Source organism: Clostridium paraputrificum, from assembly GCF_900447045.1.
GTDB classification, from domain to species: domain Bacteria; phylum Bacillota; class Clostridia; order Clostridiales; family Clostridiaceae; genus Clostridium; species Clostridium paraputrificum.
In genome coordinates, this window is record NZ_UAWH01000014.1 from 865,064 (window position 1) to 880,458 (window position 15,395).

Consider the following 15,395-nt stretch of genomic DNA (forward strand, 5'->3'; position numbering starts at 1 on the left):
GGAGGAAATGAAAATGAATAAAGAAATAATTAATACAGTAAATGCGCCAGCAGCTATTGGACCATATTCACAAGGAGTTAAGGTTGGAGATTTAATATTTACATCAGGTCAATTACCAATTAATCCTGAAACTAAGGAAATACCTAAAGATATTAAAGAAGCAACAAAGCAAAGTATAGAAAATGTTAGAGCTATACTAGAAGAGAGTGGATCAGCTCTAGAAAATGTTACTAAGACTACTGTATTTTTAAAGGATTTAAATGACTTTGCTTCAGTAAATGAAGTATATGGAGAATTTTTTGAAGAGAATCCACCAGCTAGAAGCTGTTTCCAAGTTGCAAAGCTACCAATGGATGCACCAATAGAAATTGAAGTTGTTGCAGTTATCAATAAGTAGAAAAGGAATAGTCAGCGAAGATTACTTCGCTGACTTATAAAAGATATGGAAACTAAAAATATATTTTTAACTGGTAAAAAGAGAAGTGGTAAAAGTACCATGATAAATAATATTCTTAATGAGTTAGATATAAATTATTCTGGATATAGGACTTTACCGTATTACATAAATAATGAAGCTAGAGGGTTTTACTTAAATGGATATGTAGATTGTGTTGGTAATAATAGCCCGATTTCCATTAAGATTGGAGAAGAAAAATGCATTCCAATCATTGAAAGTTTTGAGGTTGTAGGTGTGTCTATATTAGAAAAAAGTATTGAGTTTAGTAATACAAAACTTATTCTTTTAGATGAAATAGGAAGGTTAGAATCTAATGCATATACATTTAAGAAGAGAATAGTGGAGGCATTAGATAGTGAAAAGGTTGTTTTAGGAGTATTACAAAAAGCTGAAAATGAATTTCTAATAGATATAATTAAACGTGAAGATACTGTAGTTTTTGACATAGATAACTTAACAAATTATGAAATAAATGAAGTCAATAAAAAGATATTAGACATTATAAAATTATTGTTAAAAGGGTGAGGTAAATTATGAAGAAATTTAAGAAAATTATTAGCCTATTTATTCTAGGAATATTGATGAGCACATTTGTTGTTGGCTGTGGTTCAAATAATGTGGAATCTAAAGATAATAAAGTAACAGTTGTAGACCAATTAGGTAGGGAAGTTGAATTAGATGGTACACCTGAAAAAATAATCTCTAGTTATTATATTTCAACATCTCTTTTAATTAATTTGGGAGTACAGGATAAGTTAGTTGGAATAGAAGCTAAAGCAAAAACCAGGGAAATGTATAAGAAGGTAGCGAAAGAATTAATAGATTTGCCAGCAGTAGGTACTTCAAAAGAAATTAATATAGAAGAGTGTGCTAATTTAAATCCAGATTTAGTTATTATTCCTACTAGATTAAAGGAGTTCATACCTAAGTTTGAAGAATTAAATATTCCAGTAATAGCTATAGAACCTGAGACATTGGATCAGTTTAAAGAAACAGTTAAATTAATTGGTAAGGCAGTAGGAAAGGAAGAAAAGGCTAATAAGCTTGTAAACTATTATGATGATACAATATCTAAGGTTAAAGAATTAAATAAGAACCTTACAGAAAAACAAAATGTATATTTAGCAGGTAGTGATAGTGTTTTAAAAACATGTACATCTAAGATGTATCAAAACTATATGTTCGAAGTATGCGGTGGAGAAAATGTTACAAAAGAGCTTACAGATGGATATTGGACAACTATTTCTGTTGAAGAATTAGTTAAAAAGAATCCTGATGTAATCTATATGGTTGGATATGCAAGTTATTCAAAAGATGACATTTTAAAAGATGAAAGACTTAAAGGAATAAATGCTATAAAGAATAATAAGATTTATGTGTTCCCATCAACTTTAGAAGCATGGGATTATCCAACTCCATCATCTATGTTAGGAATTTTATGGCTTGAAAATAATCTACATCCAGATTTATATTCTAAGGAAGACTATATAAAGGATGCAAAAGATTTTTATAAAGAATTTTATGATATAGAAGTAAGTGAAGAGGAACTTGGCCTATGAAATTAAAGAAGTCTATATTATTACATGGAATAGTTCTTTTAATTCTAATATTAGTATCATTAAGTATAGGGAGATATAATATAGAGTTTAAAGAAGTTATTAAAACCTTGTTTAATATGGATGCAAGCTCTCAGGATTTTAATTTATTAATGAATATTAGAATTCCTAGAGTACTGCTTGTTGTAATTGGTGGTGGAGCCTTAGCATTATCAGGAATGGTATTTCAAAGTATATTTCAAAATCCATTAATTTCACCTGATGTATTAGGAGTTACTTCAGGATGTTCTTTAGGTGCAGTTGTAGCTATAGTATTATTTTCTTCATCAACAATATTATTACAAGTTATGTCATTCGTTTTTGGAATAGGAGCAGTGATTTTTTCAATGCTCCTTTCTAAAAATATGAAAAGCAATAAGGTTTTGGCCTTGGTTATTTCGGGTATAGTAACAGGAGCTATAGCTTCAGCTTTTATAATGATATTTAAGTATTTTGCAGATCCATATAAAGAGCTTCCAGCAATTGATTTTTGGCTTATGGGAGGTTTTTATAATAGTTCATGGTCTAAGGTAGTTATAGTATTCATACTAACATTAATATCATCATTAGTACTATTTTTAGTTAGATGGCAGCTTAAAGTTTTAACCATGGGAGACACTCAAGCAAAATTATTAGGCGTTAATGTAAATGCAATTAGAATAGTTGCTATATTAGCAGCAACATTATTAGTTTCAGCTGTTGTTTCAGTTGCAGGGGTTGTAAGTTGGATTGGTATTTTAGCACCACATATAGTTAAGTCTTATTCTAAAGATGATATTTCAAAGATAATGCCAACAACATTATTAATGGGAGGAATATTGATGATAATAGCAGATACAATTGCAAGAACAATATCAACAACAGAAATTCCTATAAGCATATTAACTTCATTAGTAGGTGCTCCATTTTTAGTATATCTACTATGTAGAAAGAAGGGGTTAGTATAGATACATCTAAAAAATTAGTAATTGAAAATTTAAGTGTTAATTACGATGAAAAAGAAATTTTAAAAAATATAAACATCAAGTTGAAGCCAGGAGAGACAACTATACTATTAGGTCTTAATGGAGCAGGAAAGACAACTCTTTTGAAAACTATTTCTGGATTAGTAAAATATAAAAATGGAAAAATAAAATATGATAATAATGAGTTTTTAAAATGGAGTTATAAGGAAAGAGGAAAATTAATATCATATATACCTCAATATATACACACAAATCAAAACTATAGGGTAGAAGATGTTATTTTAATGGGGATAACGCCTTACTTGGGGATTTTTGACATGCCTTCAGAAGAACATTATAAGATGGTTGATGATATTCTAAAGAAATTAAATATTTGTCATTTAAAGAATAAGTGTATTGGAGAGTTAAGTGGTGGAGAAAGAAGAATGGTTTATCTAGGAAGAATACTTATGCAAGAGTGTAAAATCCTTCTTTTAGATGAACCTAATACATTTTTAGATTATGTAAGGCAACATGATTTTTTCTCATTTATAGATAAATTTATTAAAGATAATAATTTAATAGCCCTTGTAACTGTTCATGATATTAATTTGGCTTTAAGATATGGAGATAAAATTGTAATATTAAGCGATAAAAGTGTAGTGGAAACTATAGATTGTACAAAAGAGGGCTATGAAATAAAATTTGTTGAATGTGTGAAAAGGGTATATAACAGAGAATTGGAATTAATATATACAAAGGTAGGACCAATGGTAGTATGTTAAAAAATTCATGTATAAATATTAATGCCATTATTCTAGCTGCTGGAAATAGTAGTAGATTTAATGGAAATAAATTATTATCGATTTATAATGAAAAGCCCCTAGCAATGCATATCATAGAAAAGAGTTTTGAGGTTGGTTTTAAGGAAATAATTTTAGTTACACAATATAATGAGCTTAAAGAAATGTTAAAGGATAAAGATATTAAAATTATTAGAAATTGTATGTCAAACAAAGGTATATCTTATTCAATAAAGCTTGGATTAAAAGAGTGTAGGAATTGTGATGGGGTAATGTTTTTAGTATGTGATCAACCATATATTTCATATAAAACTATGAAGGATTTAATAGAAATATTTAAAGAAAATCCTGATAGAATAATAAGTTCTAAGTATTGTGGCAAACTAAGGAATCCTAATATTTTTCCAAAGAAATATTTTAAAGAACTTTTAGAACTTAATGGGGATATGGGAGGAAAAAGTATAATATTAAATGATTTAGATAATGTTTTAGAATATGAAATTAAAAATGAGCTTGAAGTTTTAGATATAGATACAAAAGAAGATTTAAATAAAATAAATACTTTAATTTAAGAAGACTTTTTAAAGTCTTCTTTTTTTGAATTGTAAATATATAACAAGCAAGGACGATAATATAAATAAGAATAGGAAGGGGGGAAGCCTATTATGTGGAGAACTACTGATATTAATAAGATTGTAAATAAGTATGAGGTAAAAAAGGTATATGGAGGAAAAAGACCGTCAAAGATAAGGGATGATGGATATAGAGATGAAGGAAAAAATAAGAGTTTTAAAGAAGCTTTAAAGGAGCAAAAAAAGGATAGTTCTAAGGAAGAAATAATAGTTCAAGCCAAGGAAGAACTAGAGGAAAGTGTTATTGTATCATCTTCACTAAGAAGCTTAATACAGAAAAACAATGTTTTAGATAGAATTATAGAAGAGGAAATTCAAAATCATCCAAATTTAAATAATTTAGTAGAGGATATTTATAAGGAAGAAAAATAAAAAGTGGAAGGTTTATCCTTCCACCTTTTAGCATAGTCCGCCTTTGCCTCCACCAGAGTTGTTGTTAGCACCACAAAGATTTCCGCCTCCACCGCCACCGGCTTTAGCATTTGAAAAGTTTTGTTTATATGAACTAACTTTTTGATTAAGTGTATTCATAGCAGAAACATATTCGTTATTATAAGGATTAAGAGTTGCAGCCTTTTTTATATGGTTAACACCAGATTCAACCCATCCTTTCTTAAGTAACAATACACCTTTTAAGTAATTCCATTCTGCAGATGAGATATCAGAAACTAAATTAAGTCTTGCTTCAGCAGCAACGAAGTCATCATCTTCTATCATTTCACGTACTTCTTCGCAGGCGATGTTATGAGAGATTATTCTATAAGCTTCATTTGCTTCATTAAGCTTTTCAGTATAGAATGTTTTAATGGAATCGTCTTGAAGGTCATCAGTATTATAAGTTTGTACTATTTTTTGATAAGCTTGATTTACTTCACCCTCAGAAGAGTGAGGTAATACACCAAGTACTTTATAAGGATCCATAAATTTATATACTCCTTGCATTCTATTGCTTTGATATAAATATACTCATAGCTTTAATAAAATATGATTATATTTATCCATTAATCCTAAATTAATGACGTTTTCGATTATTTCCTTATTTTTAATTAAAGGTAAGTCCTTTAGTTTTTCACTACAGCTAGAAGCTAATGTCATTAATATTAAATCTACCTTTTCACTAACTATATCTAAGAGTTCTTCATAAGAATGCTTCTTTTTATTGTAAACTTTAGAAATAGGATTAAACTTACCTCCTTCCATATCTTCTTTTAAATCGTCAAAAGCATCAATTAAATATATCCATTTTCCAAAGTAATAGCCAAATAGATATAAGTTATTTCTTGCCTCCTTTCCATCATCTTTTAGCTTAAAAGGACATTCCTTAAGCACCTCCCCAACTATATGACTAAAGGGATGACAAATTTCATCAAGAGAACTAAAATTTCCACTATGCTCTAAGGAGTGAAGCTTATTTAGATTATCTTTAATGATAGTATCTAAATTATTATTAGATAGTTTTTTGTAATAAGGAGTAAGTGATTTTACTAATGCTAGACTTTTTAAGCTATTATTATCTAAATAGTCATCTAGAAGTTTGTAGTATATTAAAGCCATATTTAAATCTGTGGCATAGTCTAAAGCACTATTTGTTTCAATACATTCTCTGTTTTCTAATGGATGTTTAAGACATTTTGTTTTGAAGGATTTTGTATATTCAGAATTTAGTCCATCAATTAATACTGCAAAAAATGTAGCGTCATAGTTTAACCCAAGTCTGGGTATGTTTCCAAATTTATTTTTTATAGAATAGCACATGCCACAATAATAACTTCTAAACTTTTCGTAGTCTTTCAATTTAAGTTCACTCATTAAAGGTGTGATATAACCAAACATTTCTCCCCCTCATTCTAGAAATTGTTCTCTTATAAATTTATTAGCCTTCTCATAGTTATAGTTATCAGCTGTTAGTTTTAATAAAGGTACTTTAGTATAGTCATCTATCTCTATATCTTCTAGCAAAATTGGGTTTATTCTAAGATAGTTATCTCCAAGCAATTCACTACAATATAAATCCTCCAATGCAGCATCATCATTTAGTAGAACTGAAATTAAAGGTAGTTTAACCTTTGAAAAAGGTTTTATTGCCCATTGAAGAACTCCCCAATTTTTTGTGTTAGAACTGATTTTTTTAGGAGTTATTCCAGTTCCAATTGATAATACCTTAAAATCATCTAGGGTATATTTTCCTTTCATGTTGTGTAGTACAGTTATTAAAGATGCAATAGCAGGTGAATTAGTTAAAACACCTCCATCTATATAATTTTTATGAGAAGGAAAGTAAGTTGGAGCCGCTGAACTAGCTAGAGCTACATCTACTAACCTTTCATTTGAAGTAATATTTTTTGTTAAATTATTAAAGAATACTCCCTGCCAGTGATCTTGATTTACTCCTTTTAAATGAAAGGCAGGAATAAATACATATTTTTGGAGGTCATTTAAAGTAGCTTCTTTTGATATGGTGGATTCTATGAAGTTTTTCAAGCTTTTATCCTTATATCTTGGATGAAGCAAGTTAAATCTTTTTGGAGAAAATATGTTTTTTATATTCTTGTAGCAATATATATCATCTATTTCCTTACCGTTAAATCCATAGGCTAAGGATAGGGCTATTAAGGCTCCAGTAGATGTTCCTGCAAAAAGATTTGTTTTTTTTAAAAGATTAGGATTATCCAAGTAAAGTCTTTTCAGTATTCTAGTAGATAAAGCTCCTTTTATACCACCACCATCAAAGGAGATAATTCTGAAAGTGGACAATCCACACCTCCTATATAATCATTCTAAGATTAATCTATGTTAATACTAGTAATATGGTTATTGGTAGTTGAAATTTATTTTTCTTTTTAAAACAAACTATTTATAGAGTAATTAAAATAAATAAGTTAAGAGCCTGTTTTTAATTGATATTATTCAATATAGAGATTTCATTAAGCTTTCCTATTAGGTTTTGTAGTTATATTTTTAGTTATTATTTAACAACAATCTAACTGGTCATTAACACCAATAGATACAAAATAATGTAGAATGTTAATTGATTCCAAAAGAAAATCACTATATATTGTGAGGAGGAGAATGAGATGAAAAATGTTAAAAAAAGAGTTTTAAGTACTCTACTTCTTGCCGGAATTACAATAACAAATGTAGTATCTGGCACAAGTGTTGTTTCTGCTTATGTAAAGGAAAGAGTAAATGTAATTGCAGAGTGGAAATTTGATTCAAGTAATATTGAAAGTGGAAGTATTGCCGATAATAATTTAGTTTTAAAAGATGTAAGTGGAAATGGAAATAACTTAAGAATAAACACCTATGGTAATGTAGATGATTATAGTAAATACATAAGTTTTTCTGATGATAAGATGTATGAAAGTGCTAAAGGAAGCGTAGTTATTAATGGAGATAGTGTTAATAAAATTGGTGCAGACTTTATTACTGTAGATAATGCACCTATCAATAAAGAAGAGTTTGAAAATGGGTATACAATAGAATTGGTTTATAAGTTACCTAGTGATTGGACAGTTTCAGATAGTTGGATGTCTCTTTTATCTAGACAAGGTGATTCTAAAAGTATGGATGAGCCTGAACTTGGAACCATGAATGTTGCAGTTTCTAACTGTAAGGAAATTCAATTTTTATCAGCTAATAAAGATGACAGTCATAAAATGGATTCAGCATCATGGTCTGTATCTATGGACAAGGGTGGCGTTTGGTACCATATTGCAATAGTTAATGATAATAAAACTATTCGTACTTTTGTAAATGGAGCAGAAGCATTTAGAGATTATGTTAGTGGTGATATGGTTGGTTTATATGCAGATCCTAATGATGGGCGTTTTAGAGTTGGATCTAGTTGGTGGAAAGAGGAAAATCAACTTTTAGATAAGTTTGCTAGGGGGAATTATCAAGAAATTAGAATATCTGAGGGGGCTTTAGATAAATCACAGTGGCTAGTTACTAATCCAGAAGAGTATGTTGGTGAGTATGGAAATAATGATGAGTTCTCTTTAAATGGTGAAAGTAATTATAATATGGTATTTTTACCAGACACTCAAAATACTATTAAATTTAGAAAGAATGTTATGGATACTGCAATGGATTGGATAATTGAAAATAAAAATAAAGCTAATATTATATCTGTAGCTAATTTGGGTGATATAGTTGAAAATGGTAATAATGAAGAGCAATGGAATAATGCTCTATTATTTAATAAGTTACCATCAGCTGGTATTAATTTACTTATGCAACCAGGTAATCATGATTGGCCAGAATATTTTGATAAGTATTTTGGTGGGGACAGTGAATATGGTAAGTTAACTAAAGATTATGTTGTTAGAACATCCCCTTCAGGACGTAGTAGTTATATGGTGAATGATGGTGGCTCTTATAAATATATGACTTTGTCCATTGATTATCATAGTTTTGATACTGATTTATCATGGGTTGAAGAGGTTTTATCAAATACTAATATACCTACCATTGTTACAAGCCATGATTTACAAAACTGTTCAGATACTGCGCCTAGTGATATTAAGTTAAGTGAAAAAGGAAAAGAAGTTTGGAATGTAGTAAAGAAGTACAATCAGGTATTTATGATGATTGGTGGACATAGTCATGGGTCAGGGGATGAAATTTTAATTAATGACTTTGGTAATGAAGTATTTAATGTATTAGCTGATTATCAATTTGCATATAATGGTGGAAATGCTTTATTTAAATTTGCAGAGTTTGATGAAAATACAAATAAGATTTATCTTTCAACTTTTTCGCCATACGCAGCAACTTTAAGTGAAGATGAAAGAACTTTCTTTGATGTAAATTATTTAACTGGTGATGGAAATTATAGTGAGCTTAATATTAACTTTACAGAAAGATTTGCTGGAATGGAGAAATCAGACTTAATAAATAAAAGCTTAGAAGAATTAAAATCATTAGTGGAAAAAGCAGAATCCTTGAATAAAGATAAATATACTTATGAAAGTTTCAATGCTTTAGAGGAAGTTGTATATAAAGCTAAAGCTATATTAATAGATAAAAATATAAACTATAATATAGTTTTAGATACTGTAAAAACATTACAAAATGCAATAGATAATCTTAAGATAATAGAAGATAAGCCTTCTAATGATGAAGAGAGTAATAAGCCAGGTGGTAGCCAAGAAAATAATAAACCAAATGGCAGTCAAGATAATAGTTTTGGAAATAATTCTAATAATAACTTACCTAAAACAGGTGATTCAAGTTCAGTGTTATATACTTTACTTTCATTACTAGCTGCTTTGGGTGGAGTTATAAAGTATGGGAAAAGAAGAGATAATATTAGAGTAAATTAAAAATAAAATTAACTATTAAAATACCGTATTATTCAACGAATATGCGGTATTTTTTTGGTAAACATATTAGGGAGAAAAATAAAAAGGTAGGTATTAGGCTTTAAAAATATAAATATATAGGATATAAATTAAAATAGTAGAGGAAGTATTGTATAATTATGTAATAGGTTAAAAAGTAGGAGGCAAGGCATGAAGAAGAATGCATCTCAAAGAGAATTTAAAAAGCTAAAAAGTCAAATTAATCAAATAGAAGAAATAGCTCATCATTCAAAGGGTGGAGCATTAATGGAACATGAATCTACAGTTAGAAAGAAAATACTTCTTCTTATGGGAATGAAGAATGAAGGGTTTAAAGAGTATAAGGATTTATTAGAAAGATATGAAGAATTATTAGAATACATAGCTAAAAAAATACTAGAAAACTATAATAATAAAAACAATTGTGATTTTGATTATTATCAAGTTGTGAGAGGAAACTATAATAGTCTTTTGAACTCAGGTATAATGACTGTTTTAACTAAACAGCATATTCCAAAGATGGTTTCAGAAGAATTTGAAGAAAACTTCCCTAGGAATCCTAAGGATGAATATAGAGAAGCACGTGGAATGAGAAGAAAATTTGTAATTCATCTTGGGGACACTAATACAGGTAAAACTTATAATGCCATTCAAAGGCTTAAGAAATGTGATAAAGGTGTATATTTATCACCTCTTAGAATTCTTGCTCTTGAGAATTATGAAAGGCTAAATAATGAGGGAGCGTTATGCGACCTTCAAACAGGAGAGGAAGAGTTAATAACAGAGGGGGCTACTCATGTGTCTTGTACTATTGAAAAGCTTGATTTAAAAAGACAATATGATGTGGCAGTAATTGATGAAATCCAAATGATTGATGATTCTCAAAGAGGAGCAGCATGGAGTAGGGCACTTCTTGGTGTGAGAGCTAAGGAAATTCATGTCTGTGGTGCATCAAATTCTAGAGAAATTTTAGAAGAGATCATAAATGATTGTGGAGATCCATATGAAATTATAGAGTATAAAAGAAGAATACCTCTTGAGGTTCAAGATAAGGCTTTTAATTATAATGAGGTAGAAGAGGGAGATGCCATTGTAGTATTTTCAAAAAAGAGAGTTTTAGAATTAGCTGAAGAGTATTCATCAAAGGGAATAAAGGCTAGTTTAATATATGGCGATTTACCACCTGAGGTTAGAAGGAAGCAGTACGAGCAATTTGTAAATAAGGAAACAAAGATATTAATTACAACAGATGCTATAGGAATGGGAGTTAATCTTCCAATTAGAAGAATAATATTTTTATCTGTTAAAAAGTTTGATGGAGAAGAAGTTAGATTTTTAACATCCCAAGAAGTTAAGCAGATAGCAGGTAGGGCAGGACGTCAGGGCATTTATGATGTTGGTTATGTGGTTTCAGTTGGTAATAATGCTGAAGTTATTAAGGATAAACTTATTAGGGAAGACAAAATTATTACTGAAGCAGTAATAGGTCCTTCAGATGCAATTTTAAGAATAAAGACATTACCTTTAATTGAAAAGTTAGCATTATGGAGTACAAGAAAAGAGGCTCTACCTTATTATAGAAAAATGGATATTAGTGATTATATTATTGTTTTAGATAGACTTAAGAAATATAGACTTAGGGAAACAATAGAGTGGAGTCTTTTAAAGGTACCTTTTGATGTAACCTCAGATGAACTGATGGAACAATTCTTATTTTACGTTGATGAATTATTTGTAGCTGAAAATGATGTTATATCGAGACCAACTATTTTAGGTGGAACATTAGATGAGCTAGAGATTTATTATCAGAAAATAAATATGTATTATTCTTTCTGTAAGGGATTTAACTTAGAGTTTGATGTTCAATGGATTTATGATGAAAGACTTAAAATTAGTGAAGAAATTAATGAAATATTGGTTAGAATATAAGAAAAAAGAGGTATGCGAGAGGATGATGCATACCTCTTTTTTGGTAAAAGTAATAATTTAGAGGTTAATACTATTATTGTCCTGCAGCTTGAGCAAATTTATTCTTAACCTTATCAATTGCAGGTTGTTGAACTTGTTCTAATTGATATAAGCCTTTTTGCTGCATTAATTTAAAAGTTTCATTTTGTTTTGTTAATGCTTGATTTAATTGGCTATTTAAATCTGTATGTAATGGTTCTGTAGATGATTCTTCTACAGCTGTATTGTATAGATTAGCTAAGTTTTTTTCTGTTGTAAGAACTTCAGTAATAAGCTCTTTATCAGTTAACCCATTCATTAATGATACCTCCTATTTTAGCATTGCATATAATTTTGCTATATTTTGCTTATGGTAAGCAGCTAATGCGGTAAAGTGATCTTTAAATTGTTGATCTTGAGCTTTTTGGGCAAAATCAGAACATATTTTATTAGCTTGGTCTTCGGCACCCAGTAAATCTTCAAGATAAAGTAATTCTTTTTGAGTCATTTAAAAAATCCTCCTTATGTTGATTGATACGAAATTATTTTCCCCTGAGAGGATTTATTTATTCTAAAGTATTTGGAGTTTATACATAAAATTTAGCTATGAACTTCTTTTAAAGATAAATGTTGTTAAGGTTATAAATTGTAAAAGTTGTTAAGAATTAGAGTGGGTGATATAGAATGATAAAATATGATTTAAACTTAAGAAATTTAGAGATCCACTTAAATAAAATTTTTGATATAGATTTATATCGAAGTATAAGGATTACAGAATGTCCACATTGTAGGTCTGAAAATATAATAAAGTTTGGATACTATAAAAATGTACAGAGATATAGATGTAAAGAATGTGGGAAAACTTTTTCTAATAAAACAAACACATCCTTTTATTATTCTAAGAAAAATTCAGAAACTTGGGTAAAATATATTGAACTCATGTTGAAAAGAAAAACGCTAGATGAGTGCTCTAAAGAGCTTGGGATAAGTTTGCCAACAGCATTTTATTGGAGACATAAAATATTATTTTCATTAGCAAAAGTTAAAGAAGCTGAAAAATTAGAAAATAATATACATATATCAAAGATATTAATTAAAGAGAATTTTAAAGGTGAAAGGCAAATAAGGAATAAGGAAAGGAAAAATGTTTGGAATGTTATAGCAATGGATTCAGGAGAAAATATAATATCTAGGCCAATATCTATTGGTATATGGAACATTGAAAATTTTAATAAATTATTTTATGAGAAAATTGATAAGGATGCCTATATTAATGCATATTTAGATAGGTACCTAGATGTAATAGCTAAGAAGCATAATGGAAGTGATAAAAGTAGGATAAATATAGAGCTATCAGAAGTATTGAAAAACTATAATAAAACCTTTAAAAACTTTTTGAAAGGTTATAGAGGTGTAGCAACAAAGTATTTAGTACATTACTTATATTTAGTAAATATTTTTGTAATAACTTTTGAAATATCATCTCTGGATCTTATATATTCATTGAATATTTATGACTCTTATATAAAAGAAAATGAAATAAAAAATCTAAAGGCCGTATAAAAAGTAACAACAATTAACTTAAAAAGATTTATAGGATATTTTATACAGCCTAAAGTATCATCATGTAAGGAATATATGACTTATTGGTATAATACAAATTCCTAATATTAATGAAAAAATATATAGTTTATTATAGCCATAGGCTCTGGCCTCTGGAATAAGTTCTTGGAATGCTATATAAAGCATAATTCCAGCAACTAGTGCAAATATAACAGCTAAAATTATTTCATTAATAAATGGTTTTAAGAATAAGAAGGCTAAAAAAGCACCTACAGGTTCAGCAATTCCTGAAATAAAGGTATACTTAAAAGCTTTACTTTTACTATTTGTAGAATAATATATTGGCATAGCAATAGAAATTCCTTCAGGAATATTATGAAGGGCTATTGCCATTGCAATGTAGATACCCAAAGTAGTGCTTTGATAACCTGATACAAAGGTTGCGATACCTTCAGGGAAATTATGTAGCATAATTGCAATCATAGAAACAAAGCCTACTCTATAAAGGTCACCACCTTTTTTATCTCCTTCAGGAATGAAGTGGTCTATTAAGAATGCTATAAGAACTCCTATAATCATAAATAATAAGGATAACAGTACTCCCATTAAGTGCCCTTCCTGCTTAACTAAGGTTTCCTGAGCCGAAGGATATAAATCTGTAAAAGATATTGTTATCATAACCCCAGCAGAAAAAGCAAGAGCAAAGGTGATTAGCTTCTTATTTGAAGATTTTGAAAAGAAAACTATAAATGCACCTATAACAGTAGATAATCCTGCTAGTAATGATAATAATAATGAAATCATTGATTGACTATCAAACATAATACAACTCCTAAAAATTTCTTATCTACCTTATTAAATTTATTTGAAATATCTATAAAAATTCCAACTTTAATATAATGCTATTGTAAATTTAGAAAAATTAAACTATAATGCTTTATAAAATAAAGAAGAACATAAGAAAGGAAAGGAAAATGAAGAACTTTTTGGATAGCATCACTCAGTATTTTTCACCAGAGTTAATAAATAGTTGCAAAAGAATATCTAAGTTTCTACTAATATACACTGTGCTTTTTATACTGCTTGCAATGGGATTAAAATATGCAATTCCATTTGTAATAGCACTTCTTATTGCAATGAGTTTAAGACCAATAAAAAATAGAATTCTATGCATAAATAAAAGATTAAAAAAGTTTAAGCTTACAGATGGATTTGTTTCAATGGTTTTAACAATAACCATTGTTGCAGTAGCAGCTTTTTTACTATTTATAATAGGGTTTAAAATAGCTGAGCAATTAAATAACTTTTATACATACATAACAGATAAAAATACATTAAATAATATAATGAGTACAGTTTCTTTAGAAATAAATAATCTTTTAAAGAATGCTAATGACATAGATTCAGGAATTTTAGAAAAGATAAATGAGTTAATACCTAAACTAATATCTATTGGGACATCACTTGCAGCTACATTTGTTCAAAACTTATTAAATATATTAGTATCAATTCCAGCTGCATTTGTAATGGTGATAATAACGATTATAGCAACTTTCTTCTTTACTAAAGATATAGATGTAATACAAGTAAAGTTAAAAGGGGCCTTTTCTGAAAAGGGAATTGAGTTAATTAGAAGTTTAAGAAAAAAGAAAAATGAAATATTTGGTGGTTATCTGAAGGCCTTTGCACTTATTATGATAGCAGTAATAATTTACACATCTGTAATATACAAATTTGCAGGAATAAAGTATGCAGTAGTAATAGCAATTATTACAGGAGTATTAGATGCACTTCCTATATTTGGTGCAGGTTTGGTTTATGGAATTGTTGGAATAACAGCTTTGTTAGGGCAAAACTATAAGGGAACACTAATTATTATTTTAGGGTATATTGGATGTGTTGTAATAAGACAGTTCTTACAGCAACAATTAATGTCTACATTCTTAGGGTTAAATCCATTAGTAATAATAATTGCATTATTCTTAATAATAACCCCGGTAGGGTTTGTAGGAATGTTTTATTTCTTAGGAGCATTTATTTTATATGATATAATAACCCCTAATAAAACACCATAAGGTATAGAATTTTTACCAGATTAATAATATAATGGAT

The 15,395-nt window shown here is 28.7% G+C and carries 17 protein-coding genes; 11 read left to right on the forward strand and 6 right to left on the reverse strand.

Annotation, left to right across the window (positions count from 1 at the left end):
- Positions 1-13: 13 nt before the first annotated feature.
- The 7 genes from DR024_RS09065 (at position 14) to DR024_RS09095 (ending at position 4,803) form a co-directional block, all read left to right on the forward strand.
- Positions 14-397 carry a RidA family protein gene (locus DR024_RS09065; protein WP_027099663.1) on the forward strand — a complete coding sequence of 128 codons (384 nt, stop codon included), beginning with the start codon at positions 14-16 and terminating at the stop codon, positions 395-397.
- Positions 398-442: 45 nt separating this feature from the next.
- Positions 443-982 (forward strand): nucleoside-triphosphatase, encoded by a 540-nt coding sequence (locus DR024_RS09070; RefSeq protein ID WP_034867035.1) that lies wholly within the window; start codon positions 443-445, stop codon positions 980-982.
- 8 nt (positions 983-990) lie between these two features.
- Positions 991-2,016, forward strand: a complete 1,026-nt coding sequence (locus DR024_RS09075; protein ID WP_099327760.1) for an ABC transporter substrate-binding protein — start codon at positions 991-993, stop codon at positions 2,014-2,016.
- Positions 2,013-2,999, forward strand: a complete 987-nt coding sequence (locus tag DR024_RS09080) for a FecCD family ABC transporter permease (RefSeq protein WP_055183580.1) — start codon at positions 2,013-2,015, stop codon at positions 2,997-2,999. Before DR024_RS09075 ends, DR024_RS09080 begins: the two co-directional genes overlap by 4 nt.
- Positions 3,000-3,055: 56 nt before the next feature.
- Positions 3,056-3,781, forward strand: a complete 726-nt coding sequence (locus DR024_RS09085) for an ABC transporter ATP-binding protein (RefSeq protein WP_278244172.1) — start codon at positions 3,056-3,058, stop codon at positions 3,779-3,781.
- A complete protein-coding gene (locus DR024_RS09090) occupies positions 3,775-4,371 on the forward strand; it encodes a nucleotidyltransferase family protein (protein WP_034867039.1) in 597 nt (198 codons plus the stop codon). The genes DR024_RS09085 and DR024_RS09090 overlap by 7 nt, the downstream gene beginning before the upstream one ends.
- Positions 4,372-4,464: 93 nt before the next feature.
- A complete protein-coding gene (locus DR024_RS09095; protein ID WP_027099669.1) occupies positions 4,465-4,803 on the forward strand; it encodes a hypothetical protein in 339 nt (112 codons plus the stop codon).
- A gap of 27 nt (positions 4,804-4,830) precedes the next feature.
- Here the strand turns inward: DR024_RS09095 and DR024_RS09100 are convergent, their stop codons facing one another.
- From DR024_RS09100 to DR024_RS09110, 3 genes are read right to left on the reverse strand one after another with little or no spacing between them, the layout of a single operon-like run.
- Entirely contained in the window at positions 4,831-5,352 is a 522-nt protein-coding gene (locus tag DR024_RS09100) for a J domain-containing protein (protein ID WP_111918580.1), read from the reverse strand.
- Between the two features lie 45 nt (positions 5,353-5,397).
- Positions 5,398-6,264, reverse strand: a complete 867-nt coding sequence (locus DR024_RS09105; protein WP_027099671.1) for a DUF5685 family protein — start codon at positions 6,262-6,264, stop codon at positions 5,398-5,400.
- Between the two features lie 9 nt (positions 6,265-6,273).
- Complete coding sequence (locus DR024_RS09110) at positions 6,274-7,185, reverse strand: patatin-like phospholipase family protein (RefSeq protein ID WP_051196073.1); 912 nt, start codon at positions 7,183-7,185, stop codon at positions 6,274-6,276.
- A gap of 320 nt (positions 7,186-7,505) precedes the next feature.
- Here DR024_RS09110 and DR024_RS09115 point away from each other — a divergent pair, with 320 nt between their 5' ends.
- Both DR024_RS09115 and DR024_RS09120 read left to right on the forward strand, forming a co-directional pair.
- Positions 7,506-9,755: a LamG-like jellyroll fold domain-containing protein gene (locus tag DR024_RS09115; RefSeq protein WP_051196074.1), complete on the forward strand. Its 2,250-nt coding sequence runs from the start codon at positions 7,506-7,508 to the stop codon at positions 9,753-9,755.
- Between the two features lie 189 nt (positions 9,756-9,944).
- Entirely contained in the window at positions 9,945-11,702 is a 1,758-nt protein-coding gene (locus tag DR024_RS09120) for an SUV3 family DEAD/DEAH box RNA helicase (RefSeq protein ID WP_111918582.1), read from the forward strand.
- A gap of 73 nt (positions 11,703-11,775) precedes the next feature.
- Here the strand turns inward: DR024_RS09120 and DR024_RS09125 are convergent, their stop codons facing one another.
- Both DR024_RS09125 and DR024_RS17700 read right to left on the reverse strand, forming a co-directional pair.
- Complete coding sequence (locus DR024_RS09125; RefSeq protein ID WP_027099673.1) at positions 11,776-12,039, reverse strand: spore coat protein; 264 nt, start codon at positions 12,037-12,039, stop codon at positions 11,776-11,778.
- A 12-nt stretch (positions 12,040-12,051) separates the two neighbouring features.
- Positions 12,052-12,228: a hypothetical protein gene (locus DR024_RS17700; RefSeq protein WP_155849330.1), complete on the reverse strand. Its 177-nt coding sequence runs from the start codon at positions 12,226-12,228 to the stop codon at positions 12,052-12,054.
- Between the two features lie 176 nt (positions 12,229-12,404).
- Here DR024_RS17700 and DR024_RS09130 point away from each other — a divergent pair, with 176 nt between their 5' ends.
- Positions 12,405-13,283, forward strand: a complete 879-nt coding sequence (locus DR024_RS09130; protein WP_111918584.1) for an IS1/IS1595 family N-terminal zinc-binding domain-containing protein — start codon at positions 12,405-12,407, stop codon at positions 13,281-13,283.
- Positions 13,284-13,343: 60 nt separating this feature from the next.
- On the opposite strand, the gene zupT is transcribed toward DR024_RS09130, so the two are convergent.
- Entirely contained in the window at positions 13,344-14,105 is a 762-nt protein-coding gene (gene zupT, locus DR024_RS09135; protein WP_027099675.1) for a zinc transporter ZupT, read from the reverse strand.
- Between the two features lie 152 nt (positions 14,106-14,257).
- Here zupT and DR024_RS09140 point away from each other — a divergent pair, with 152 nt between their 5' ends.
- Positions 14,258-15,358 (forward strand): AI-2E family transporter, encoded by a 1,101-nt coding sequence (locus DR024_RS09140; protein WP_055253621.1) that lies wholly within the window; start codon positions 14,258-14,260, stop codon positions 15,356-15,358.
- Positions 15,359-15,395: the final 37 nt, after the last annotated feature.